Origin of the sequence: Biostraticola tofi (genome assembly GCF_004343195.1) — a bacterium.
Taxonomy (GTDB): Bacteria; Pseudomonadota; Gammaproteobacteria; order Enterobacterales; family Enterobacteriaceae; genus Biostraticola; species Biostraticola tofi.
Genome location: NZ_SMCR01000002.1, coordinates 320,334 through 344,432 on the forward strand (window position 1 = coordinate 320,334; position 24,099 = coordinate 344,432).

The following is a 24,099-nucleotide window of genomic DNA, read 5'->3' on the forward strand; positions in this document are numbered from 1 at the left end:
ACACAACGTAAAAGCAGTTTAATATCAACCAGTTATCTAATCTATGTATTTAATTAAAAAAATTGGTACTATTTTCGAGATGTTGTCACACGGAAGTTGAGATAATTAAATATTATGGCTCAATTTACTCACTTTGAGTCCGGGCTTCTGAATCCAAGTTTCAGCGTACGGCTCATGGCCATAGCCTCTGCAATCTGGCCATCATAATCAAGATGCGTTATTATTTATTGATAATAAATAGGATTATATGTAATAAGGGATGATCGGCGCGGTTGTAGAAAGATCACATTTGATGAAATATTCAAATTAAAATATTGTGATTTAATTCATCCGAGGTGAAAATGAATAATTTCGTTAACGGGTTTAAATTTAACCGGAACTTTGGTAATGATACTCGCGGGGGCCAGCCCCAGTAAATGGGTTAAATGAATGAATTCTACGACATCCAGCTACGTTCACCGTTTTCAACTGTGGCCATAAATTACTGGGGACGATCTAGCGCCTGCGCCAAAATTTCCTGCGTGATCTCTTTCTCAGTGCGAGCCTAACGAAGCCGGTAGCTGTCAACGAAGTTGACACATTTATTCGTTTTTACGCTGTGAATTTAAGCCCGGTATCTGGCTTGTCCGGATTCAACATTACTACCTCGACTCGTTGCCATTGACGGCATGACATTGCCCACCGTTCCAGTCGGGTTTTTCTGGTCGATTCATATAACGCTTTTCGTTTTGCCAGCAGGTTTATATCTTCTCCCTGGTGCCGCTGTTCCGGCGTGACATAATTCCTTACGGGCCAGTTCCCGTTTCAGCCCTGAGCCTATTTGTGCGACTAGCGGGTATCGGTTTGTAGCGTCTGGAGAGAATTCTGTTCCTACTGGGCTATTTGTTCTGGATAAAGCTCTTTGCGACGGCAGTATTCGCTCAGTTCGGCTTAACTGAGTGTGGCGGTTTCAACGATAGATTCTCTGGCCAGAGTTCTGACCATCCCGATCTTGGTTATCTATTTATTTATTACTACAAGCCGGCAATGCCGGCTTTTTCAATGGTGCGCCGGGCATGGCTGGAATGTCCACGATCCTGGGCGTAGTTCACGTAAACACAGGAAATGTCCACAGTTGTGGGGCCGTCCAGATCCAATGCGTGGCGGTACATGTTTATAAGATGTAATTTAAATAATGCCAATTTCATTATTTTTCAAAACGTTTTAAAAGGTAATTGTTTTTACTCATGACGAGTATATCTCGGCAATGGGCGGTTTTATGTTCCGGCGTCGAATAACTTAAAAAAACAATGCCCGCGTATCTGTAATAATATTATGGATAATGCCGAAACTGCCGCCATGCTGACTTAGTGTAATATAGTTAACAAAATCAACTGGGCATCCTGGCCGTTATGAAAATTATGGGATCACTTTTCGGAATTATATTCTCCGAAAGCTATTTTGAAATTGTTGATTATATTTAAACCAAAAAAAAAGCTTGGTAATTTTTCCTATGTTTTCAGATAACTATATAAATTTCAGATAAAACAGATAATTTTTATATAAAAAAACCATAACGACTGCTTTTAAATAAAAAAACCAAGTTATTAAATATCAACGCTACGATTTTTTATGACAATTGAGAATAAGGAAATAGATGATGAAATCGAACTTGGGAAAGATCGCTGAGGTGAAAGAAGGAATTAATGGAAAAGACGTTTTTTTTCTGAAAATAGAAGAAACCTTTTAAAGGACATTACCGGTATAGCGGCAATAGGGGATCGCCACCCATTCCCGTATCAGCCAGTGAGGCGAAGAGTCGCGCCGCCTTGCCCGCCCGTCAGGCAGGAATTCGTAATTACGATGCGATCATTGCTAATGGCTTAGTTATTTTAGAACAGGGTGAAGTGCTTACTGACGTCGCCATTAAAAACGGCAAAATTGCCGCAATAGGCTCGGCATTAAGGGGGGCTGAACACGTGATTGATGCAACGGGTCTGGTGGTAAGCCCTGGAATGGTAGATGCGCACGTCCATATAAATGAACCCGGGGGCGGTATTCGCAAGGACTGGGAAGGGTATGTTACCGGAACCAGGGCATGCGCTAAAGGAGGTGTCACCACTATCATAGCAATGCCATTGAATCAATTGCCTGCCACAGTCGATAAAAACATGTTGGAAATTAAATATGCTGCTGGAGTAGGGAAATTAGTCATTGATGCAGCATCTCATGGTGGCTTAGTTCCATATAATTAGACAATAATGGAATCCAAGAGCAGAGCGACTGTGGGGTTGTCGGATACAAATGCTTTATGGCAACTTGCGGAGATTCTTCCATCAAAGGTGATTTTCTGAACGTTGATGATTATCCCCTTTATGCAGGCATGCGACAAATAGCCAAAACAGGCAGGGTTTTGATGATTCATGCTGAGAACGCCGCAATTACAGAACGTTTAGCGCAAATTGCTTATGAAAAAGGCTATGTATCTTTAAAATCCTCTATAAGCCACTCATCCGGTTTTCGCAGAAGTTGAAGCCATTCGACGTGCAGTTTTGTTTGTGAAGATAACCGGCTGTCCAATTAATTTTTGCCATATTTCGAGTCCTGAAGCCGTAGAAGAAGTGATAAAAGCGCGCGGGGAAGGGCTTAACATTACCTGTGAAACCTGTAATCATATTTGTATTTTGTTACGGATGAGTTAGATGAGATTGGTCCGTTAGCAAAATGCTCACCGCCTATTCGCGACAAAAAGGCGCAGGATGGTTTATGGCGGCATGTGCTAGCCGGCAATATAAACGTTATTACTACCGATTATTCACCTTGTCCGGCAACACTGAAAAACAAAAACAATGCGTTTGACGCCTGGGGCGGTATTGCGGGGTTACAAAATGACGTTGATATTTTTTTTGATGAAAGCGTACAAAAACGGGGTATGCCATTGACACAATTTTCCAGACTCATCGCAATAAACCCTGCCGACCGCTTTGCTTTGCATACAAAAGGCAGAATTGCGATTGGCAAGGATGCCGACTTTACTTTTATCCTGCCGAACTCGCCCTATACCCTTAGAGCGGAGGAATTGGAATACAGGGATAAAATCAGCGCTTATGTCGGTCGGAAGATCGGCGCCCGGATTGTTCGGGCCATTTTACTGGGTGAAACGATTTACAGCCTGGAAAATGGCCTAACCGGCGCATTCCCTGGCCGTTATATCAAGGTGTGACCAAAAGAAGCTCGGATACCAAGGTATGGCAGCAAACAAGCCTTCGCCAGCGGTGGTGCTGCCGGAGCCAGAAGGATTACCCTGATGGTGAGCACACTGAAGTTCCAAACCATCTCGATCGACATTACGCAGTAACGGAATCGGATCGGATTTGGTGCGGCGAAGTGACTTATATCTTGACCGGTATTTGATGGCGACTTCGATAAACTCAACTTAATTGCCGGTGACACTGTTCCGGTACAGGGTCAGCGCGATTCGTTTTTACCGGCAGTTTACCGAACCACTATGCTCTACGGCAATGTGACATGACTAATTAAACTTGATTTCTTAAGAAATTTATATAATAAATGTGGTGTGAAAAAGCTATTAAAAAAATAGTTAAAATTCATCCTTAACTGCTAGCATTATAAATTAATATGAGATTAATAATGGTTTTTAACATACATACTCCTTTAACTTATGTGCTTATTGCTAGTTTTTTTTACATAAGAAAACATGGTTTCAATAATAATATTTTTTATACATTAATATTTCTTCCCTGGTTAACAAATTCATGTTTTTTGTTATGGGGGAATGGTGTGGAATTTGGTAATATTTCCGAAGAAGAAATCTTAAGTTTTTCTTATTCCTCATTAGTAAGTATGTTTGTCGGAATAATTATTTACTTAACTTATCGGTTAATCAAAAAAAGGAATTAAATGTTGAATTGTCCAAATCCAGAGCCTGACAATAAGCAATTGGCTATTGCTATAGGACGCGAAATGGCGGTCGGGGCAGCAGTCGGGGCAAAAACGGGGGGAGTATCCGGTGCATTTGTTGGTGCCGGAATTGCTGGAGTGCAAATGTCGCATTTGGACTGATAGATCACGGTCCTGTTAATGTTCCTATGCCTCACGTTCCCATGCAGCCTTCTCACATCGGGCAACGCGGGACTAATCACGGTGCGATTCCACAGTTACCAATGGGACCTTCGTGGACAAGGCATAATTAATTATAAGCCGCCTAGTGAATAAATAATTCCCGGGCGCGTACCCGGCTTAGAAACCGATTAAGTTGTCTGCGCTTTCTGACAGGGTAGTTGACACCCCATACTAAAATCCCAATGGGGCAACGATGCTTGATATGAACGCTATTCACCGGAACGTAACGCTGAAGCTGCACGACGCTATCCGAATGACGCTTTGGCATTAGATGCGACATATAGAGTGTTGCACTCGGAACGGTTTACTACACCCGAACATCTCAAGGCACAGTTTGGAAGTCTGGACAGATTCAAGTACAGACAAAAATGGTGGGTCATTGATATCGGTGGCAATAACCTACGATTGATAGCTTATATCAAGTTTGAAACAAAGAATGTTTTCATTAAGCACATCGTGACCCATAAAGAGTACGACAAGCTGACTGATTATTATCGGAGAAACCCAAAATGATCACATCGACTCACTATCAGGCTGCACTTAATGCGGCTGCGACATTGGTAAATGCCGTCTCTTTACTTGGGGGGAGTGATAATCGGCATGACTACGAGCAGGCTCTCGAACTGGTAGAACGCTTAATCGATACGGATGACGAAAATCCATTGATTGACCTACTCGCAAAAAAAATTGCGGATTATGAAAATACCGCGCCGGAATACGCCGAATTTAATGCCCGTATTGCCGCGATACCCAAAGAACTGGCCGTACTGCGCACACTGATGGATCAATATGGTTTAAATCAAACCAGCTTTAAAGACGAAATTGACGCTGGTTCATTGGTTAGTATGATACTCAAAGGTGAGCGTTCCCTAACGCTTGACCACATGAAAGCATTATCAAAGCGATTTGGCATTCCCGTTACCACCTTTCTTGAAGAAAACGTGTAAGTCATAGCTGCGGTTTAACATGGCGGGGTAAGCGCCCCGCGGGCCTCTGGCCCGCCAGAAAAAAACCAACTGATGGCGCTGTAGTCCCTGCAACGTCATGCACGCCTTTATCGTCGATGGCCTTGATGAGCTGCGCCAGATGCCGTGTTTCGATTTCTGTGATGTCCATTTCACCAAGGTCAGGGAACGCGTAGCGTTTCAGGCAGGTAACGATTGTATCCGCGTGGCTTTCCGACCAGAGCCTGAGGCTGCTGGTGTGCCACGAGATTGCGATGTGTTTAAAGGTGCGGGTTTCGTCTACAGCGTTTTTTTCGGACTCACGGTACAGGGAAGGGCAGTTGCCCGATGCCAGCAGCTTGCGCGCGGCGTCGCGCTTTTCGCGAGCATCCGCCAGCGTCACCTGCGGATAGGCGCCTAAAGCCAGGAGGGATTCTTTGCCGCCGAAGCTGTAGGGGAAATACCACAGACGCGAGCCGCTGGTGGATACCAGTAGATACAGACCGTGGGCATCGGTGATTTTGTAGGATTTTACCAAGGTTTTTGCAGCGCGGATTTTACTGTCAGTCAGAGCCATGTAAGGGTCTCTCCATTCATCGAACTGAATGACCCGCAATTTGACCCCACATTTTCCGGATACCTAGGGATAAATCAGAACGTATCGGAAAGGGTTTTTACGCTAACCTATCGAATTGAAGATATATAGGGATTCATAAGAAAGCATAAAAAAGAATGGTGGTGCCCGGACTCGGAATCGAACCAAGGACACGGGGATTTTCAATCCCCTGCTCTACCGACTGAGCTATCCGGGCAACGGGCCGCATTAAACCGTATTGGCCGCTTTTCGTCAATGGATTTATCAGAGATTTATGATAAACCTCGCCTGATTGCTGGCTTTTCAGGCAAATTGGCGGTTATTTAACTCAATGCCCCATTTTTACGGCATAGCGCCAGACGCAGAATATCTTCAGCCAGGCGGCGGGCTACAGCGACATCCTGTAGCTGATGCTTGACTAAAAGCTTGCTTAAACACCCTTCCAGCACCAGTTCCATCTGCTGGGCCACCATGGTGGGATCATCAGCCTCAAGCTCGGTCAGCAGATCGCGGGTATAGGTGAGCGAGGCCTGTTTTTGCTGCTCGGCCAACTGATGGATCGGATGGCCGGTGTCAGGATAAAAGCTGCAGGCGGCGACAAACAAGCAGCCGGGGTAGCGCTGCTGGCGAACCTGATGATCCAGCACCTGATAACGCGCCAGGAGTTTTTGCTGGGTATCAAGGCTCTCATCTTTCAACAACAGTCCGCGCCAGTTATCCACCTGATCGGCATGATAACGCAGGCAATCGTGGAGCAGGGCCTCGCGGTCTGGCCAAAACGCCTGTAATTGCGCTATCGGCAGGGACAGTTCTTCTGCAAGCATCTCCAGTGACACAAGGGTAAAACCTTTTATTTCTAAAAGGTTCAACGCATGATCCAGTATATCTTCGCGTTGCACGTAAGCCTCCTAATTGATAGCGCGTTAAGCTCTAGTGTCGTTTAACCGGCGATATTGTGCAAATGGCTTTGGAAATCCCGTGCCTGCATAAAGCCGGTCACTCTGGAGCCTGGGATCTCATGGCCCTGGTCGTCAAAGAACAGCAGGGTTGGCAATCCCATCACCTTTAACTGGTTCAGCAGGGCTTTCTGGTCTGGCTGGTCTGCTGTTACATCAGCCTGCAGCAGAGTAAAACCGGCCAGTTCCTGCTTAACCGCCGGGTCGGTAAAGGTATATTTTTCGAATTCCTTGCAGGCCACGCACCAGTCGGCATACAGATCCAGCATCGCCGGTTTGCCGGGAGATGCGGCCAAGGCTCGATTAATATCCGCCACCGAAACCACTCGGGCAAACACCGGGCCCTGGGCCGCCGGGGCCCCAGCAGTTGACCCGTTCGAGCCGAAGGCCCAGTCCTGCAGCGGGCGCGCCGCCACGATCATCATCAGCAGCAGCACCATCGCCACCACCCGATTGCCGCGATAGCGGGCATCCCGTCCAGCCAGCAGCGCCCATCCCAGGAAACTCACCGCCAGCAGACTCCACAGCCGGGAGCCCCATTCATCTCCCAATACTCGCTCCAGTAAAAATACCGGCAACGCCAGGATCACAAAACCAAAGCCTTCCTTGACCCGCTGCATCCAGGGACCGGATCTTGGCAACAGCCGATGACCGAACAGGGCGAACACCACCAGCGGGATGCCCATGCCGAGGGCATACAGATACAACGTCAGGCCACCGGTGAGCAAGTTACCGCTCTGGGCGATATACAGTAAAATAGCGCTAAGGGGGGCGGTGGTGCAGGGCGAGCAGAAAAGCCCGGCCAGGGCGCCCATAGCAAAAACACCGGCCAACGCGCCAGGCTGTAGCTGGTTGCTCCAAAGCGTCAGCCGCGTCTGCACCGAAGAGGGTAACTGGAGGCTATAGGCGCCGAACATGGCTGCCGCCAGCAGCATAAACAGCACTGACAAGCCAATCAGGATGAAAGGCTGCTGCAATGCGGCCTGCAGTTGCAATCCGGCCGCCGCCACGGCAATGCCCAGTAAGGTATAGGTCACCGCCATGCCCTGGACGTAGACCATCGACAGCAGGAAAATCCGGCCTGAACTCAGCCTGCCGGCGCCATTACCGAGAATAATACCGGAAATAAGCGGATACATCGGCAACACGCAGGGGGTAAAGGCAATGCCGATACCGATAAGCAGCGCCCACAGCGGCGAAAAGGGCTGCTGAATATCCTTCACCGGCGCTAGCTGGACAGTGGGGGCGGCGGTAGTTTGCCGGGTGGCGTTGGCGACCACCGCGTTGAGCGGCACCTGCCGGGTTTCTGGGGGGTAGCAAAAGCCGGCCTCGGCACAACCTTGCCAGGTAACGCTTACCTGGGCATCCACGCCTGCCTGAGTGATCGGTATGGCCAACTGTAATGTCTGCCGATAAATCTGAGTCTCGCCAAAAAATTCATCTCGATGAAGCTGTCCGGCGGGCAGTTCAATCTCGCCGAGGGTGGCCGCTAAGGGCGTCAGCTTTATTTGCTGGCGGTAAAGGTAATAACCGGGACGAATCTGCCAAATGAGCTTAAGCACCGGGCCCTGCTGGTGAAAATCAAAGCTGAAAGCCTGTTCGCTGCGAACGAAACCAGAGGCATTCTGATGGCCGAATAGGGAAGACTGCGCCGCCAGCGGCAGCATGCCGGCGGAAATAATCACCAGCAACAGCATGCGCAGCCATCGCTGCAATGGACTCTGCAGCCGATATCGCCGGGTGGGCTCGCTGGCGGTGCGAGTGGGGGGGTAACAAAGCACTTTTTTCAACACGTGATTCCTGCGAAAGTCGGTAACACCTGGAGCGGCTCCATCCTGGTCTGGTGAGTATAAGGCCCGGGAGCGGGCAGGCCAATAAACATCCGAGGTACAGTAAAACGGCGGCGCTGCTATCCAGTCATGGTTGATTGGATAAGCTGGCAATGGTTTAAACACCGAAGGACTGCAGGCGGATGCGAGTGCGCGGCACGGCAGGCCGTCGATGCCGCAGACCCGTGGTGAAGGATTAATTACTGCACATCATCAGTGTAACGTACGGCTTTATAGGCCGGGTGCATCAGGTTTTCCAGCGAAAAAATATCGTCCAGCTCAGCTTCGGTCAACAGCCCGCGCTCCAGGACCACTTCACGCACGCTCTTGCCTGTTTCCGCACAGATCTTGCCGACGATATCACCGTTATGGTGGCCGATAAATGGATTCAGGTAGGTGACGATGCCGATGGAGTTGAACACATAGGCTTCGCAGACTTCCTTGTTGGCGGTGATGCCGCTGATACACTTATTCAGCAAGTTATAGCAGGCGTTGGTCAGGATATGGATTGACTCAAACATCGCCTGGCCGATAACCGGTTCCATTACGTTAAGCTGGAGCTGACCGGCCTCGGACGCCATGGTAATGCAGGTGTCATTACCGATGACTTTAAAGCAAACCTGGTTGACCACTTCCGGGATGACCGGATTGACTTTCGCCGGCATTATGGATGAACCCGCCTGTAGTTGCGGCAGGTTGATTTCGTTCAGGCCGGTGCGCGGGCCGGAAGAAAGCAAGCGCAGATCATTACAGATTTTGGATAATTTGACTGCCAGGCGTTTAAGCGCGCTGTGTACCATCACATAAGCGCCGCAGTCTGAGGTGGCTTCAATCAGATCTTCTGCCGGTACGCAGGGCAGTCCGCTAATCTGAGCCAGTTTTTCAACGGCCAGTGCCTGATAGCCGTCAGGCGTATTAAGCCGGGTGCCGATGGCGGTAGCGCCAAGATTGACCTCAAGCAGCAATTCGCCGGTGCGCAGCAGATTTTTATTTTCTTCTCTCAGCAGCACGGTGAACGCATGGAATTCCTGGCCCAGTGTCATCGGCACCGCGTCTTGCAACTGGGTGCGTCCCATTTTCAGGATAGAGGAAAACGCGTTCGCTTTGGTCTCAAAGCCTTCGCTCAGGGCATCAATAGCGCTGATAAGACGCAGAATCGACTGATATACCGCAATGCGGAAACCGGTTGGATAGGCGTCGTTGGTCGACTGGCATTTGTTCAGGTGATCATTGGGGTTGAGAAACAGGTATTCGCCTTTGCTATGCCCCATCAGTTCCAGACCGATATTGGCCAGGACTTCATTGGTATTCATATTCACCGAGGTGCCGGCACCTCCCTGATAGACATCAATCGGGAACTGGTCCAGACAGCGGCCTTTTTCCAGCACTTCATCGCAGGCTTTCACGATGATGTCAGCAATATTTCTCGGCAGTGTTTTAAGCTCTTTATTGGCCAGGGCCGCCGCCTTTTTAACCATGACCATGCCGCGGACAAAATCCGGGATATCACTGATTCTGGTGTTGCTGATAGAGAAGTTTTCAATGGCGCGTAAGGTATGGATACCATAATAGGCATCGGAAGGAACTTCACGCGTCCCCAACAGGTCTTCTTCTATACGGATGTTGCTTGCCATGGGGCACTTCCTTAATAGGCGATGTTTTACACTGATGTTAAAGGATCATCTGGTTTAAAGGTTTATTTTACAGATACATCCGCTACCATTTGGCTGTCACTCGCAATTATATGCTGTTTTGTCGCCAAAGCTATTAAGTCGATCACGGTTATTTAACCTGCCGTTTACCTTGCGCATCCGGTCAGGCGCCAGAATCCGGGCGGATAACGCGCCAAGGGTTGAAATTCGTTCCATCAGCTACCATTAAACAGATAATCATGTCGTGAAGTGTTGTTGCCGAACCGCTTATTTCCTTCATCTTACCCCCGCTTTGGGGTGTAAAGTAGAAGTAAAGATGCATAACCATAGGAGAATTCGGTGCGTTGGATACCGTTAATACTGATCTTTGTCGTTGCTTATATTGAGATAACCCTGTTTATTCAGGTCGCCCACGTTATCGGAGTGCTGCTGACGCTGCTGCTGGTGGTGCTGACCTCGTTTGTCGGTGTGTCGCTGGTGCGTACCCAGGGGCTGCGTATCCTGACGCAGATGCAGGTAAAGATTGCCCAAGGTGAAAGTCCGGCGGCCGAGATGATCAAAAGCGTATCGGTACTGCTGGCTGGGTTCTTGCTGCTGCTGCCGGGCTTTTTTACCGATTTCCTCGGCTTGCTGCTGCTGCTGCCTCCGGTGCAGAATTCCCTGACGCTGAAATTGCTGCCCTACCTGCGTTTCACTCACCGTGCCGGTCCCGGCGCCGACGGCGATACCTTCGAAGGTGAATATCAGCGTAAAGATGTTCCTCATAATCGCATCGATGATAAACGAGGCGATGAATGATCCTGGTAAAAGAATAACGTTGAAGAATTTTCATAATCGTTTGAATTTTAACTGTTATTTTATTTCTTTGGCGATTATTTATCCGGTCAGATAAATTTTTTTTTTTTGCCCCCTTGAAGCGTAATTGAACGCCCCCATCTTTAAGACCACGAGGCAGGGCATGAAGGCATGCCCGGCATTCATCCCAAAAAACTGATACGGACTTTCTTAAGGGGAGCTATCAATGAATATTCGTCCATTACATGATCGCGTTATCGTCAAGCGTAAAGAAGTTGAATCCAAATCGGCTGGCGGCATCGTTCTGACCGGTTCTGCGGCGGGTAAATCTACCCGTGGCGAAGTGTTGGCAGTCGGCCACGGTCGCATCCTGGAAAACGGCGAAGTGAAGCCGCTGGATGTGAAGATTGGCGATATCGTTATCTTTAATGACGGTTACGGCGTGAAAGTGGAAAAAATCGATAATGAAGAAGTCCTGATCATGTCCGAAAGCGACATTCTGGCTATTGTTGAGGCGTAATCCGCGCGTAATCTTCTGAACTGAACGAATTTAAGGGAAATTCATAATGGCAGCTAAAGACGTAAAATTCGGTAATGACGCTCGCATTAAAATGCTTCGCGGCGTAAACATCCTGGCAGACGCAGTCAAAGTCACCCTGGGTCCTAAAGGCCGTAATGTCGTTTTAGACAAATCTTTTGGTTCACCGGTCATCACCAAAGACGGCGTGTCTGTTGCGCGTGAAATTGAACTCGAAGACAAATTCGAGAACATGGGCGCGCAGATGGTTAAAGAAGTCGCTTCCAAGGCCAATGACGCTGCGGGCGACGGTACTACCACTGCAACGGTTCTGGCTCAATCCATCGTCAATGAAGGTCTGAAAGCCGTTGCCGCTGGCATGAACCCGATGGATCTGAAACGCGGTATCGATAAAGCCGTTATCGCCGCCGTTGAAGAACTGAAAAAACTGTCGGTTCCTTGCTCTGACTCCAAAGCTATTGCCCAGGTCGGCACCATCTCCGCCAACTCTGATGAAACCGTCGGCAAACTGATCGCCGAAGCCATGGCGAGAGTGACCAAAGAAGGCGTTATCACTGTTGAAGAAGGTTCTGGTTTGCAGGACGAACTTGACGTGGTAGAAGGTATGCAGTTCGACCGCGGCTACCTGTCCCCTTATTTCATCAACAAGCCGGAAACCGGTGCTGTTGAACTGGAAAGCCCGTTCATTCTGCTGGCTGACAAGAAAATCTCCAACATCCGTGAAATGCTGCCGGTGCTGGAAGCCGTTGCCAAAGCAGGCAAACCGCTGTTGATTATCGCTGAAGACGTTGAAGGCGAAGCCTTGGCGACTCTGGTGGTCAACACCATGCGCGGCATTGTTAAAGTGGCCGCAGTTAAAGCCCCTGGCTTTGGTGATCGTCGTAAAGCCATGCTGCAGGATATCGCTATCCTGACCGCCGGGACCGTTATCTCTGAAGAGATCGGCCTGGAGCTGGAAAAAGCCACCCTGGAAGATATGGGTCAGGCCAAGCGTGTGGTTATCACTAAAGACACTACTACCATCATCGATGGTATCGGCGACAGGGCCGTTATCGAAAACCGCGTTGCTCAAATCAACCAGCAGCGTGATGAAGCGACCTCTGATTACGATCGTGAAAAACTGCAGGAACGTGTAGCCAAACTGGCTGGCGGCGTAGCGGTTATCAAGGTTGGCGCGGCGACTGAAGTCGAAATGAAAGAGAAAAAAGCCCGCGTGGAAGATGCCCTGCATGCTACCCGCGCTGCGGTTGAAGAAGGTGTGGTCGCCGGTGGTGGTGTTGCGCTGGTTCGCGTAGCCAACAGCATCGCTGATTTGCGTGGCGACAACGAAGATCAGAACGTCGGTATCAAAGTTGCGCGTCGCGCAATGGAAGCACCGCTGCGCCAGATCGTTGCCAACGCCGGTGAAGAGCCTTCTGTTATTGCCAACAACGTTAAAGCCAGCGAAGGCAACATGGGCTATAACGCGGCGACTGAACAGTACGGCAACATGATTGAAATGGGTATCCTGGATCCGACCAAGGTAACCCGTTCTGCGCTGCAGTACGCGGCTTCCATCGCCGGCCTGATGATCACTACCGAGTGTATGATCACCGATCTGCCTAAAGAAGATAAGGCTGATTTAGGCGGTGCCGGTGGCATGGGTGGGATGGGCGGCATGGGTGGTATGGGCGGAATGATGTAATTCCCCCGTCTATCCTGCAGCAAAACAGAAAACCCCCGGCAAGCCGGGGGTTTTTGTTTTATTGGCAAAAAAGCGGCAACCCGGTTACTGTTAGGTGATACACAACAAGAAAAACGAGGAACCAGATGCGGATTAACTCTTTATGTTGTCTTTGTGCCGGTGTTTTCTTCCTGGCGGGGTGCTCCAGCACCACCAACCTGTCAGCAGCCGGCCAGGCCGTCAAGTTCACCGATACGCAGCCGGGCAGCGAATGCCGTATGCTCGGCACCCTTACCGGTGTTCAGGGCAACTGGTTATCGGGTAATGGTGGAGAAGATTCTTCCATGCGCGGAGCGGCCAATGATTTGAGAAACAAAGCGGCAGCCATGGGCGGTAACACCATTTATGGTGCCGTAAGTCCTACCTCTACTCGTGATACCTACCTTTCAAGCTTTGTGCCCCTGGACAGCAAAATTCAGGGACAGGTTTATCAGTGCCAATAGCAGCTAATCATAGCGGTATCGTCTGCTACTTTCCCAGACGATGCCGCCATTGATCATTGCTGGCGCAACCCCAGATCAAGCGGAGTTTTACTGGTTTCGCCGCCGATTTCCCTGGCAAGTCTCGGCACCAGATAGCCTGATACTCTTCCCAGCAGTTCCCGCATAATCGCTCGCGCCCGCTCATCGTCCACCAAAAAGTGGCTAGCTCCCTTGACCTTATCCAGCACATGCAGGTAGTAAGGCAGGATGCCGGCAGCAAACAACGCTTCGCTCAGGTTTGCCAGGGTAGCGGCATCATCATTTACCCCACGCAGCAATACGCTCTGGTTAAGCAGTGTGACGCCAGCATGGCGCAGTTGCGCCATGCTGGCCCTGAGGGCGCCGTCTATCTCATTGGAGTGATTGATATGGGTTACCAGCACCACCTTGAGACGGCATGCGGATAGCCTCTGGCACAGGGTGGCGGTGATCCTGGCCGGGATCACTACCGGTAAACGGCTGTGAATGCGCAAAGTTTTTAGATGGGGGATCGCTTCGAGCTGGCTGATAATCGTGTCCAGCTCAGTATCCTTGGCCATCAGCGGGTCACCGCCGGAAAAAATTATTTCGTTCAGTTCCGGGTGGCAGCGGATATACTCCATGGCACCCGCCAGATTGGCTCTGCTGCCCTGATTATCCTGATAGGGAAAGTGCCGGCGAAAGCAGTAACGGCAATTAACGGCGCAGCCTCCTTTAACCAGCAGTAGGGCGCGATTGGCATATTTATGCAGCAAACCCGGCACCGCGCTTTGTTGTTCTTCCAGCGGATCGGTGGAGAAACCCGGCTGGTCAAGGAATTCATCAGACAGGGTCAATACCTGGCGCAGCAGGGGATCTGCAGGATCGCCTTTGGTCATGCGCGCCACGAAGGCTCTGGGCACGCGCAGTGGAAAAAGGCGCCGGGCCGCAGCACCTTCCAGCAAGTCTGGATAATGGCTGAGCCGCAGTTGCTGCAATAATTCGAGCGGATCGGTAATGACATCGGCAAGTTGATGCAACCAATCTTCTCTAGTGGGGTTATTTCGGGTTACAATATCTGCCATTTTTTGGCTTCGTTACCAAGTTTAATTTAAGAGGACCACCATGGCGTCTTATAGTACCAATGAATTCCGTTCCGGTCTCAAAATCATGCAAGACGGCGAGCCGTGTGCGGTCATTGAAAACGAATTCGTAAAGCCGGGCAAAGGCCAGGCCTTCAGCCGCGTACGTATCCGTAAACTGATTTCCGGTAAAGTGCTGGAGAAAACCTTCAAGTCCGGCGACACCGTTGAAGCAGCCGATGTCATGGATATGAACCTGACTTACCTTTATAACGACGGTGAGTTCTGGCATTTCATGAATAACGAAACCTTTGAGCAACTGGCAGCTGATGTGAAGGCCGTCGGCGATAACGCCAAGTGGCTGGTTGAGCAGGCTGAATGTGTGCTGACCCTGTGGAATGGACAGCCTATCGCCGTTACGCCGCCTAACTTTGTCGAGCTTGAAATCACCGACACCGATCCAGGCCTTAAAGGCGACACCGCCGGTACCGGCGGCAAACCTGCTACCCTGACGACCGGTGCAGTCGTGAAGGTGCCGCTGTTCGTGCAGATTGGCGAAGTCATCAAAGTGGATACCCGCTCAGGCGAATACGTATCACGGGTAAAATAACGCTGTTTAACAGGAGAACCGGCGCTGACGGCGGGTTTTCCTGATGATTCCTGTGCATGGGGGAGCCGGCAGCATGTTATCCAGGGCAGTGAAAATAGTGCTGGTCGCCGTATTTACGCTATTGACATTAAACGGCTGTAATACAGCGCGCGGGTTTGGTCAGGATGTACAGCACCTGGGCGGGGCAATTTCCCGCGGAGCGAGTGGGTAAAATAGTCTTAAAATTTCCATAGCAGGCAACGCATTTCATTTTTCCAACTATGCTTATAGGGCTGTACTTTTTATTTTCACTATAAGGATAATATCATGTTGAAAAAAAGTATTATTGCCCTCTTATCTGTACTGGTGCTTTCTTCTTTGACCGCCTGTAATACCACGCGTGGTGCGGGCGAAGATGTGGAAGCGGGTGGTGAAGCTATTCAGCGTGCCGCGCAGTAACCCGTCTTTGCGCCCGATAGGCGCAGGTATATTCTGAAGCATGGCAGACTCTATACCCGGTACGGTATCCAGCGTGACATCGCACCGGGCACTTGTTTACTGCTGGTCAACCCAAATCAGTTCATCCACCGGAAAGCCCTGTTGGCGCGCACTAGCCACCAGTCGCTGTTTAACCGGTTCATCTATCATCTTATCCCGCGCCAATAGCCACAGGTAATCGCGATTAGGCCCGGATACCAGGGCATAGCGATAGTCGTCGTCCAGCTCAATGACATGATATCCGCCATAGAACGGGCCAAAGAAAGAGACTTTTAACGAACCCTGCTGCGCAGAGTCGGTAAAAAAGGCTTTCCCCACACTTTGTTGCCAGCGCTGTTTCCCTGGCGAGAACCCTTTATTGACCACAGTAAGTCCGCCATCGTCGCGCAGACTATAGTGGGCGGTAACATGATCCAGCCCGCGCTCGAATCGGTGATCCAGCCTGGCAATTTCGTACCAGGTTCCCAAATAGCGGTTGGCATCAAAGTGACCCACCGGCTTGACGCCGCTGGGTGGACTGACGCTGCAGGACAGCGATAGCAGTGACGAAATGAACAGCGCCGTATTTCTCCAGAAATGCATCAGGGATCCTTATTCGCCATGACAGTAAGGTAAGTGTAGTTCCATCAACGCGTTGAGCTTGATAAAAACGTGATAAAAATATGATCCGCGCTATCCCGGCGATAGTGCCTTTTAGAACATGCTGCCCGACTTGATAGCTAAAAAAGAGTTAGGGGTTTATTTGTGCCCTTCATCGGATGCGGGTAGACTTCATCCCCTGTTTGCATGGAGAGAATGTTATGAGCGAAACGGCAAGCTGGCAACCCGCCGCACCTATCGCCAATTTACTTAAACGAGCGACAATCATGGCGCAGATAAGGCGCTTTTTCTCAGATCGTGGATTATTGGAAGTCGAAACCCCGGCGATGAGCCAGGCAACGGTAACCGATATCCATCTGGTTCCGTTTGAGACTCGTTTTGTTGGCCCCGGCGCCGCACTTGGCATGCCGCTGTATCTCATGACCAGTCCTGAATATCATATGAAGCGTTTGCTGGCTGCCGGCAGCGGCCCCATTTTTCAGCTGTGCCGCAGTTTTCGTAACGAAGAAGCCGGACGTCATCATAATCCCGAGTTCACTATGCTCGAGTGGTACCGGCCTCATTATGATATGTACCGGCTGATGAATGAAGTTGATGACCTGCTGCAAGAAACCCTGGAGTGCGAAAGTGCCGAAACCCTGTCCTATCAGCAGGTGTTTACGCGGCATATCGGCCTTGATCCGCTTTCGGCCGATAAAGCGCAGCTCTATGACGCGGCAGTCAAGTTGAACCTGGATGAGGCCGCATCGGTGGATGATGATCGTGATACCCTGCTGCAGCTGTTGTTCGCTATGGGGGTCGAGCCGAACATCGGCCGTGAGAAACCGACGTTTGTTTATCACTTCCCGGCCAGCCAGGCAGCGTTGGCAGAAATCAGCACTGAAGATCACCGGGTAGCCGATCGTTTCGAAGCCTATTTTAAAGGGATTGAGCTGGCCAATGGCTTTCGCGAACTGACCGACAGCACCGAACAGCGCCAGCGCTTCGTGCAGGATAATCGTAAGCGTACACTGCTGAATCTTCCCCCGAAGCCGATTGATGAGAACCTGCTCGCCGCCCTGGAGTATGGCATTCCCGAGTGCGCAGGCGTTGCACTGGGTGTCGACCGGCTGATAATGCTGGCGCTCAATGCCCATAGCCTGAGCGAAGTCATCGCCTTCCCGGTCGACCGGTCATAATGCCAGTCGCCTAAAGCGAGCCGACATCTGGCTTCATCGCTCTGGAGACGCCGTCCATCTTCATCTGGAAAGGCGGGAACGGCATCTCCAGTCCGGACTCGTGATAGCCGGCCAGGATCAGTGAATTGAGCTGATGGCGCAGCGGCATCCGGTGGCCCATCTCAGCGGCATGCACCCGCAGCTCAAAAATCTGTATTCCTTGCTGCAAATCGACCAAATAGGCTTCCGGAGCCGGGTTATCCAACACCAGCGAACAACGTCTGGCCGCGGTGATAAGGATATGCGTGATGTGTTCTGTGTCGGCATCCGGCGGCGCCGGCAGCGTCAATACCACCCTGGTCACGGAGTCGGATAACGACCAGTTGATAAACTGTTCAGTAATGAAGGCCTTGTTGGGCACAATGATCTCTTTGCGATCCCAGTCGGTTATGGTGGTCGCCCGGGTATTGATGCGGGTGATATTACCGGTGAGATTCCTGATGGTCACGGTATCGCCAATGCGGATCGGCTTTTCAAACAAAATAATCAGACCCGATATAAAGTTGGCGAAGATCTCCTGCAGCCCGAAGCCGAGCCCGACACCCAGCGCGGCAACCAGCCATTGCAATTTGGACCACTCGATACCAATCAGGGAAAAGCCAATCAACCCGCCTATCAGCAGCAGCACATATTTGGTGACGGTGGTGATGGCATAACCGGTACCGGGCGTCAGATCGAGATGCTGCAGCAGCGCCAGCTCCAGCAGCGCCGGTAGATTCCTGACCAACTGGGTGGTAATGATCATCACCAGGATGGCGATAAGCACCGATCCCAATGAGATCGACTGAATGGTCTCTACGCCTTTTATCGTCGCGGTAACATTCCACAGCGGAATGTTCTCCAGGAAGCCGAAAGCAGAATGGATCTCCGACCACAGCAGCACCACAGACACAAACGCGATCATCGTCAGGATCGAACGAACCAGCCGCAGCGACTGGGCGCTGATGGTATCCAGATCCACTACCTTTTCATCGACTTCGGCGGCGGCATCATTCAGTTGCGACTGGGAAAGATCTTCTTCGTTACGGGCGCGCTGCGCCAGGATTTCGGCCCGGCGCTGTTTGGCACGATCATAGGCAATACGCCGGCGCTGAATAAACATCCAGCGACGAATGATATGGTAGATAACCAACAGCAGGAACCAGATGGCCACCGAACTCTCCAGCCGCCCGAGCAGCGCCTTGGCTGTCGCCAGATGACCCAGGCAGGATGCCAGTGCCGCGACAATCGGCACGCTGACCATGATGTTCCACAACGTCCGGTTCAGGACATTGTCGCTGGAGCCATGTTTATCCAAGTAAAGCGGCAATTTGGCGCGCTTAAGGCTGTTGGTCACCAGGCTCAGGCCGATGCACAGCAGGATAAAGCACAATCGCCCGAGGCTGGCCGAAAATTCGCGGTCGTTAAGATTATCAAAGGTAATCAGTGCCATCATCAACGGCACCAGCAGCCATATCGATAGCGTGTAGTAGCGCATCGCCCGGCTCACTCGGCGCATCGGCCAGCCGAAATGCACCACGAACAGGCCGTGCGGATGGGCAAAATGGGCGCAGATCATAAACAGCCACAGCACCGGCACGGTCGCTATCAACCCATCGCCAATGGCGACAGCCATTGGGTAAGGCCAGGCGTGCTGCAAGCCGAAGCCCAAGGCGGCCCACAGCACCGGCAGGGGCAGGGCCACCACGACAGACCAGAAGACCGTGCGCAGCGTCAGGAAGAAGTAGTCCTGATTGACCTTGCCCACCTTGCCGCTGGAGCGTTCAAGGAAGTCATGGTAGTGGCGACGGGAGCTGATGCTAAAGCCCACCATCACCAGGGCGGCAAACAGCGGGATCAGGGTTTCCTGGCTGGTCAGCATCATCACCACCGCCCGGCCGACCTGGTTGAGCGTGTCCAGCGACACCAGCCGGCGCAGATCCTGCGCCACATACAGCGGGTAGTGGAGCGATACCGGGTTGACATCCGCCACCCAGAACAGATAGCGGTGGGCGGCGTCCTTAATTTCTTTCATTGCTTCTTCAAGATGGCTGTTGGCCACCTTGAGCTTGGTCAGTTCCAGTATCTGGGTATCGCAGGAAGACAATAACGAATTCAGCAAATTACGCTGGGTGCGCAACTGGGCTTCCAGCAGTCGGGATTGCACTTCAGTCAGCGGCGTGCCGTCGTCCTGCCGGCTCTGGGCTAATTGAGGCTGCTTATTGAGCAAATCTTCGTAATGGAGACGCTGAATGCGCAACTGGGCCATATCGCTGTCCAGCTGCTGGGGTTTGGGCATCTCAGGTAGACTGGATACCTGCGCGCGCAGGGACTCACCCAGGGCAGGAGATTCACCCAGCCACTGGGCCTGTTCGCGCAGCGTGCTGAGCGCCTGTCTGACCTGGAGGGTCTGGGATGCGGCCTGGCGCTGCTGGGACGCAATCAGATCCATCCGCTGGGCCTGCTTGTTCAATTCTACCGACAGATCACGATTAACCCGCAGCTGGCTGCTGATGGACTGGGGCAGATTTCCGCTTTGCTCAGCCAGCATTTCGGTATGCTCAAGCGCCTGTTCCGCCTCTTGCTGGCGCAGGCTGTTGAGCCGGTTGCGCAGCGTCTGTAGCTGGAGATCGACGCGATCCCGGCGCTTTTTCAGCAATTCAGCCCGTAAACGCGACAGTTCCTGGCGGTTATTAGCACTCAACTGCTGCTTGTCGAGTTCATCCACCCTGGCGCGGCGCGCCGCCAGCTCGGCCTGCAGCATGATATTCTGCGCCTGCCCAAGGGGGGTATTGGCGTTATTCTGGCTTTTTTGCTGGAGTTCGGTGTCGTTCAGCGCTTTACGCACTTCGCCCTGCAGCTGCGGCAGATGTCCAAGCGAGTCACTGATGTTGCGCGCCTGATCCTGCTCCTGCTGCAACTGCGCCGTTAGCTCGTTAAGTCGGCCGCTGACCTGCAGAATCTGCTGTTCCAGTTCACCGGCCTGAAGCTTCGGGTTTATGTCTTCGGGCTGAGCATCTTCTTTTTCACGCTCATCACGCAACGACTTGGTCAACTGCGGAAAGTCATCAATCGCCGCCTGATACTCACGGCTGAGCTGCAGTGAAGCTTTGCCTTCGGCAATGAAATTGAGCGTAGCCTGAAATGCATCAACAATTTCAGCCTGATTGGCCATCGTTTTGTTGTCTTGTGCCTGCTGCAGGCTTTTTCTGACCTGTTCTTCATCAGGAAAAGCAGACGCAAATGCCGGGGATGCCAGCAGGCACCCCAGCAGTAGGGTAATGATCAGGCGCACCTCACAAACCCCTTATTGAACTGCAGACTGGCCGGGAAGCGGGTAATCCACCGCCTCGCTGCCCTGGGCCATATACTGACCGACGCGGGTCACGAAACGCGTGTGCAGATGGTCGCCAAGGATGACGTTATCTTTACTGAACAGGTTAACAACGGTTGATCCCAGCTTGAAACGGCCCATCTCCTGGCCCTTGAGCAACACCACAGCGCCATCGTCATCAGCCGCCGGGTAGCGCCAGCGTTTAATGACCCCTTCACGCGGCGGGGTAACGGTGCCGGCCCAGGTGGTCTCAATGCTGCCGACGATGGTGGCGCCCACCAGGATCTGCGCCATGGGGCCGAAATCGGTATCGAACAGGCAAATTACGCGCTCGTTGCGGGCAAACAGGTTTGGGATCGAGGCGGCAGTCAGTGGATTGACCGAGAACAGGTCGCCCGGCACATAGATCATCTCGCGCAGAATGCCGTTACAGGGCATATGGACTCGATGATAGTCACGCGGGGCCAGGTAGGTGGTAACGAAACTGCCATCGCGGAAAATCTGGGTCATCTGATCATTGCCGGCCAGCAGCGCTTCCAGGCTGTAATGATGCCCCTTGGCCTGGAACACCTGGTCACCATCGATAGGCCCTGATTGGGAAACTGCGCCATCAGCCGGCATGACCAATCGCAGCGGGTCGGTATCTATCGGCCGGGCATCATCCCGCAACGGCCGGACAAAGAACTCGTTGAAAGTGCGGTAAGCCGTCAGCTCCGGGCGCTGCGCCTCCTGCATGTCCACTTTATAAAACCGGACGAACCCGTCGATCACCAGCTTGGTCAGCCAGCCACCCCGACGCTCCGCCCCCCATCCCGCCAGTTGAGTCAGCCAGCGCTTGGGAAGGGTATGTTGTAGTGCAATCTTGAACCTGTCTAGCACGGCAAACCTCTTGCATAGAATGATATAGTGATACGGCGTTTAGAAAAGGGCCGCATTGTAGCGGCGTACGCTGATAAAGTCAGTTACCGGATTCTGAAAACGTTTTTCTCGGTTTAGCCTGGGACATGCTTTCCAGTATGTGGTGATAATTTTCAAAACGCTCACCGGCAATTTTACCTTGCTCGACCGCCTCGCGGATGGCGCAGCCGGGATCGGTATCATGGGTGCAGTCACGGAATTTACAACTGCCCAAATAGTCCCTGAATTCGACAAAACCCTGAGTTATTTGTTCCGGCTCCAGATGCCAGAGCCCGAATTCACGCACTCCGGGCGAATCGATAACCTGGCCGCCATGCTGGAAATGATACATACGGGCGGCAGTGGTGGTGTGCTGGCCGAGCCCTGAATTGTCAGACACATTATTGACCAGAATCTGGGCATGTTCCGGCGGCAGCAGAGCGTTAAGCAGACTGGATTTGCCGACGCCGGACTGGCCGGCGAAGATGCTGATGCGATCGGTTAGCGCCGCTTCGAGCTCAGTCATCCCTTCTCGGCTCTGACTTGACACCATGATTACCCGATAACCGATGCGGGTGTAGATCGCCATCATTTTATCTACCCAGGCCCGTGCCTCGCTATCCAGCAGGTCGATCTTGTTGAGGACAATCAACGGCTCGACCTCGACGTTTTCGCAGGCCACCAGGTAGCGATCAATGATATTGAGCGACAGTTCCGGCAAGATTGCCGAGACGATAACAATTTGATCCATATTGGCGGCAATCGGTTTGACGCCGTCATATAAATCGGGCCGCGTCAGAACGGAGTCTCGTGGATGCACCGCTTCAACGATGCCGCTGATGCCCACCGACGGATCCCGGCTGTCGCGCCAGACCACCCGATCACCGGTGACCAGCGAGCCCAGGGTGCGGCGTAGGTTGCAGCGGTGCAGGCTGCCATCTTGCGCTTCAATATCTGCATGCTTGCCGAATCGGCTAATGACAATGCCTTGTTGCGCCGGTCCGAGCAGCGAGTCATCCAAATCGACACCCCTGTCGCTTATTCTCAGGCGGCGTTGGTGATTGGCCTGAACGCGGCGAAGCTGCCCTTTGGAAAGTTTGTTTTTACTCACTACGCCTCACTTAATGCTGATGGATCGGGACGGCGGATCGCCCACGGCGATGAAAACGTCTATGATACACAGTATTCTACCAGAAACGCCTTAAAACCCCTCGCGGTGAGAAAAACATGTCTGTTAATGAAAATAATCTTATCTGGATCGATCTCGAAATGACCGGGCTGGATCCTGAAAGGGATCGTATTATAGAAATTGCCACGCTGGTGACCGATGCCAACCTCAACATCCTGGCCGAAGGACCGGTGTTGGCGATTCATCAATCTGAACAGCAACTGGGTCTGATGGATGAATGGAATGTCAGAACCCATACCGGCAGCGGACTGGTGGAACGGGTTCGCCAAAGCACACTGACCGAAGATGATGCGGTAGCTCAGACGCTGGCATTCCTTGAACTCTGGGTACCGGCCGGTAAATCGCCGATCTGCGGTAACAGCATCGGACAGGATCGCCGATTCTTGTTCCGCTACATGCCTCTGCTGGAAGCCTTTTTCCATTACCGCTATCTGGATGTCAGTACGCTTAAGGAACTGGCCCGACGTTGGAAGCCCGAGATTCTGGCCGGCCTTAAAAAGAAAAATACCCACCAGGCGCTGGATGACATTCGCGAGTCGGTCGCTGAACTGGCCTATTACCGACAACATTTTATCCAGCTGTGAGAAAAGCCAGCCGTTTTGTCGGTTAAATCGGCAAATTGCTGTTTTTAACGGCAGTCGAATCACACGGATAACTTTTTTAAGGCTTCAGGTCTTGCGGAGCGTTGGTTTTCTCGTATAATGCGCTCCCCGTAACGGTGATAAATTTCGTTGCGAAAAGCGGGAATAGCTCAGTGGTAGAGCACAACCTTGCCAAGGTTGGGGTCGCGAGTTCGAGCCTCGTTTCCCGCTCCAGACAGACAATGCGTCGGGTGGCAATAATCATGCCGGGCGTATGGCAGCTGATGTTCACAGGGCTGCGCCACAGTATTGCGGGAATAGCTCAGTGGTAGAGCACAACCTTGCCAAGGTTGGGGTCGCGAGTTCGAGCCTCGTTTCCCGCTCCAGACAGACAATACGTCGGGTGGCAATAATCATGCCGGGCGTATGGCAGCCGATGTTCACAGGGCTGCGCCACAGTATTGCGGGAATAGCTCAGTGGTAGAGCACAACCTTGCCAAGGTTGGGGTCGCGAGTTCGAGCCTCGTTTCCCGCTCCAA

19 protein-coding genes, 4 tRNA genes and 2 pseudogenes are annotated in these 24,099 nt (G+C 51.8%); 15 read left to right on the top strand and 10 right to left on the bottom strand.

Features of this window, described 5'->3' with window-relative positions; all coding sequences use genetic code 11:
• The first annotated feature begins 1,829 nt into the window (after nucleotides 1-1,829).
• From allB to EDC52_RS05640, 3 genes and pseudogenes are all read left to right on the top strand, one after another.
• Nucleotides 1,830-3,202 (top strand): annotated as a pseudogene (allB, locus tag EDC52_RS05630) (allantoinase AllB).
• 1,181 nt (nucleotides 3,203-4,383) lie between these two features.
• On the top strand, nucleotides 4,384-4,635 hold the full coding sequence (locus EDC52_RS05635) for a type II toxin-antitoxin system HigB family toxin (RefSeq protein WP_131864357.1): 252 nt from the start codon (nucleotides 4,384-4,386) through the stop codon (nucleotides 4,633-4,635).
• On the top strand, nucleotides 4,632-5,069 hold the full coding sequence (locus tag EDC52_RS05640; protein ID WP_131864358.1) for a helix-turn-helix domain-containing protein: 438 nt from the start codon (nucleotides 4,632-4,634) through the stop codon (nucleotides 5,067-5,069). The genes EDC52_RS05635 and EDC52_RS05640 overlap by 4 nt, the downstream gene beginning before the upstream one ends.
• Nucleotides 5,070-5,154: 85 nt before the next feature.
• On the opposite strand, the pseudogene EDC52_RS05645 reads toward EDC52_RS05640, so the two are convergent.
• The 5 genes and pseudogenes from EDC52_RS05645 to aspA form a co-directional block, all read right to left on the bottom strand.
• Nucleotides 5,155-5,643, bottom strand: a pseudogene (locus EDC52_RS05645) (tyrosine-type recombinase/integrase); the annotation flags it as partial.
• Between the two features lie 159 nt (nucleotides 5,644-5,802).
• Nucleotides 5,803-5,878: transfer RNA gene (locus tag EDC52_RS05650), tRNA-Phe, on the bottom strand.
• Between the two features lie 106 nt (nucleotides 5,879-5,984).
• Nucleotides 5,985-6,560 (bottom strand): division control transcriptional repressor DicD, encoded by a 576-nt coding sequence (gene dicD / locus EDC52_RS05655; protein ID WP_131864360.1) that lies wholly within the window; start codon nucleotides 6,558-6,560, stop codon nucleotides 5,985-5,987.
• A 41-nt stretch (nucleotides 6,561-6,601) separates the two neighbouring features.
• Nucleotides 6,602-8,314, bottom strand: a complete 1,713-nt coding sequence (locus EDC52_RS05660) for a protein-disulfide reductase DsbD (RefSeq protein ID WP_131864678.1) — start codon at nucleotides 8,312-8,314, stop codon at nucleotides 6,602-6,604.
• Between the two features lie 332 nt (nucleotides 8,315-8,646).
• Nucleotides 8,647-10,080, bottom strand: coding sequence for an aspartate ammonia-lyase (gene aspA / locus EDC52_RS05665; RefSeq protein WP_131864361.1), 1,434 nt, complete (start codon nucleotides 10,078-10,080; stop codon nucleotides 8,647-8,649).
• Nucleotides 10,081-10,437: 357 nt separating this feature from the next.
• Here aspA and EDC52_RS05670 point away from each other — a divergent pair, with 357 nt between their 5' ends.
• From EDC52_RS05670 to EDC52_RS05685, 4 genes are all read left to right on the top strand, one after another.
• Nucleotides 10,438-10,896 (top strand): FxsA family protein, encoded by a 459-nt coding sequence (locus EDC52_RS05670; RefSeq protein WP_131864362.1) that lies wholly within the window; start codon nucleotides 10,438-10,440, stop codon nucleotides 10,894-10,896.
• A gap of 223 nt (nucleotides 10,897-11,119) precedes the next feature.
• The gene (locus EDC52_RS05675) at nucleotides 11,120-11,413 is read left to right on the top strand and encodes a co-chaperone GroES (protein WP_131864363.1); all 294 of its coding nucleotides are present in this window, start codon (nucleotides 11,120-11,122) and stop codon (nucleotides 11,411-11,413) included.
• Between the two features lie 46 nt (nucleotides 11,414-11,459).
• The gene (gene groL, locus EDC52_RS05680) at nucleotides 11,460-13,115 is read left to right on the top strand and encodes a chaperonin GroEL (protein WP_131864364.1); all 1,656 of its coding nucleotides are present in this window, start codon (nucleotides 11,460-11,462) and stop codon (nucleotides 13,113-13,115) included.
• 125 nt (nucleotides 13,116-13,240) lie between these two features.
• On the top strand, nucleotides 13,241-13,597 hold the full coding sequence (locus tag EDC52_RS05685; RefSeq protein ID WP_131864365.1) for a DUF4156 domain-containing protein: 357 nt from the start codon (nucleotides 13,241-13,243) through the stop codon (nucleotides 13,595-13,597).
• 53 nt (nucleotides 13,598-13,650) lie between these two features.
• On the opposite strand, the gene epmB is transcribed toward EDC52_RS05685, so the two are convergent.
• On the bottom strand, nucleotides 13,651-14,679 hold the full coding sequence (gene epmB, locus EDC52_RS05690; RefSeq protein WP_131864366.1) for an EF-P beta-lysylation protein EpmB: 1,029 nt from the start codon (nucleotides 14,677-14,679) through the stop codon (nucleotides 13,651-13,653).
• 40 nt (nucleotides 14,680-14,719) lie between these two features.
• Here epmB and efp point away from each other — a divergent pair, with 40 nt between their 5' ends.
• From efp to EDC52_RS05705, 3 genes are all read left to right on the top strand, one after another.
• Nucleotides 14,720-15,286: an elongation factor P gene (gene efp / locus EDC52_RS05695; RefSeq protein ID WP_131864367.1), complete on the top strand. Its 567-nt coding sequence runs from the start codon at nucleotides 14,720-14,722 to the stop codon at nucleotides 15,284-15,286.
• Between the two features lie 73 nt (nucleotides 15,287-15,359).
• Nucleotides 15,360-15,497 carry an entericidin A/B family lipoprotein gene (locus EDC52_RS05700; protein WP_131864368.1) on the top strand — a complete coding sequence of 46 codons (138 nt, stop codon included), beginning with the start codon at nucleotides 15,360-15,362 and terminating at the stop codon, nucleotides 15,495-15,497.
• A 95-nt stretch (nucleotides 15,498-15,592) separates the two neighbouring features.
• Entirely contained in the window at nucleotides 15,593-15,724 is a 132-nt protein-coding gene (locus tag EDC52_RS05705; RefSeq protein ID WP_131864369.1) for an entericidin A/B family lipoprotein, read from the top strand.
• Between the two features lie 96 nt (nucleotides 15,725-15,820).
• Here the strand turns inward: EDC52_RS05705 and blc are convergent, their stop codons facing one another.
• Nucleotides 15,821-16,345: an outer membrane lipoprotein Blc gene (gene blc, locus EDC52_RS05710; protein ID WP_131864370.1), complete on the bottom strand. Its 525-nt coding sequence runs from the start codon at nucleotides 16,343-16,345 to the stop codon at nucleotides 15,821-15,823.
• A gap of 218 nt (nucleotides 16,346-16,563) precedes the next feature.
• On the opposite strand from blc, the gene epmA reads away from it, so the two are divergent.
• Entirely contained in the window at nucleotides 16,564-17,541 is a 978-nt protein-coding gene (gene epmA, locus EDC52_RS05715; protein ID WP_131864371.1) for an elongation factor P--(R)-beta-lysine ligase, read from the top strand.
• 10 nt (nucleotides 17,542-17,551) lie between these two features.
• Here the strand turns inward: epmA and mscM are convergent, their stop codons facing one another.
• The 3 genes from mscM to rsgA all read right to left on the bottom strand — a co-directional run bounded on the left by mscM (nucleotide 17,552) and on the right by rsgA (nucleotide 22,901).
• Nucleotides 17,552-20,854 (bottom strand): miniconductance mechanosensitive channel MscM, encoded by a 3,303-nt coding sequence (gene mscM, locus EDC52_RS05720; RefSeq protein WP_131864372.1) that lies wholly within the window; start codon nucleotides 20,852-20,854, stop codon nucleotides 17,552-17,554.
• Nucleotides 20,855-20,866: 12 nt separating this feature from the next.
• On the bottom strand, nucleotides 20,867-21,772 hold the full coding sequence (asd, locus tag EDC52_RS05725; protein WP_131864373.1) for an archaetidylserine decarboxylase: 906 nt from the start codon (nucleotides 21,770-21,772) through the stop codon (nucleotides 20,867-20,869).
• Nucleotides 21,773-21,851: 79 nt separating this feature from the next.
• Entirely contained in the window at nucleotides 21,852-22,901 is a 1,050-nt protein-coding gene (gene rsgA, locus EDC52_RS05730) for a small ribosomal subunit biogenesis GTPase RsgA (RefSeq protein WP_131864374.1), read from the bottom strand.
• Between the two features lie 116 nt (nucleotides 22,902-23,017).
• Here rsgA and orn point away from each other — a divergent pair, with 116 nt between their 5' ends.
• The 4 genes from orn to EDC52_RS05750 all read left to right on the top strand — a co-directional run bounded on the left by orn (nucleotide 23,018) and on the right by EDC52_RS05750 (nucleotide 24,098).
• The gene (gene orn / locus EDC52_RS05735) at nucleotides 23,018-23,563 is read left to right on the top strand and encodes an oligoribonuclease (RefSeq protein ID WP_131864375.1); all 546 of its coding nucleotides are present in this window, start codon (nucleotides 23,018-23,020) and stop codon (nucleotides 23,561-23,563) included.
• Nucleotides 23,564-23,719: 156 nt separating this feature from the next.
• A tRNA-Gly gene (locus EDC52_RS05740) sits at nucleotides 23,720-23,794 on the top strand.
• Nucleotides 23,795-23,871: 77 nt separating this feature from the next.
• Nucleotides 23,872-23,946 (top strand) — tRNA-Gly (locus tag EDC52_RS05745).
• Nucleotides 23,947-24,023: 77 nt separating this feature from the next.
• A tRNA-Gly gene (locus tag EDC52_RS05750) sits at nucleotides 24,024-24,098 on the top strand.
• The last annotated feature ends 1 nt before the right edge of the window (nucleotide 24,099 follow it).

Coding starts and splice junctions, on each gene's coding strand:
- EDC52_RS05640 (WP_131864358.1), top strand. CDS start 4,632: ATGATCACATCGACTCACTATCAGGCTGCACTTAATGCGGCTGCGACA.
- EDC52_RS05660 (WP_131864678.1), bottom strand. CDS start 8,314: ATGCTGTTGCTGGTGATTATTTCCGCCGGCATGCTGCCGCTGGCGGCG.
- aspA (WP_131864361.1), bottom strand. CDS start 10,080: ATGGCAAGCAACATCCGTATAGAAGAAGACCTGTTGGGGACGCGTGAA.
- EDC52_RS05675 (WP_131864363.1), top strand. CDS start 11,120: ATGAATATTCGTCCATTACATGATCGCGTTATCGTCAAGCGTAAAGAA.
- groL (WP_131864364.1), top strand. CDS start 11,460: ATGGCAGCTAAAGACGTAAAATTCGGTAATGACGCTCGCATTAAAATG.
- EDC52_RS05685 (WP_131864365.1), top strand. CDS start 13,241: ATGCGGATTAACTCTTTATGTTGTCTTTGTGCCGGTGTTTTCTTCCTG.
- epmB (WP_131864366.1), bottom strand. CDS start 14,679: ATGGCAGATATTGTAACCCGAAATAACCCCACTAGAGAAGATTGGTTG.
- efp (WP_131864367.1), top strand. CDS start 14,720: ATGGCGTCTTATAGTACCAATGAATTCCGTTCCGGTCTCAAAATCATG.
- EDC52_RS05700 (WP_131864368.1), top strand. CDS start 15,360: ATGTTATCCAGGGCAGTGAAAATAGTGCTGGTCGCCGTATTTACGCTA.
- EDC52_RS05705 (WP_131864369.1), top strand. CDS start 15,593: ATGTTGAAAAAAAGTATTATTGCCCTCTTATCTGTACTGGTGCTTTCT.
- blc (WP_131864370.1), bottom strand. CDS start 16,345: ATGCATTTCTGGAGAAATACGGCGCTGTTCATTTCGTCACTGCTATCG.
- epmA (WP_131864371.1), top strand. CDS start 16,564: ATGAGCGAAACGGCAAGCTGGCAACCCGCCGCACCTATCGCCAATTTA.
- orn (WP_131864375.1), top strand. CDS start 23,018: ATGTCTGTTAATGAAAATAATCTTATCTGGATCGATCTCGAAATGACC.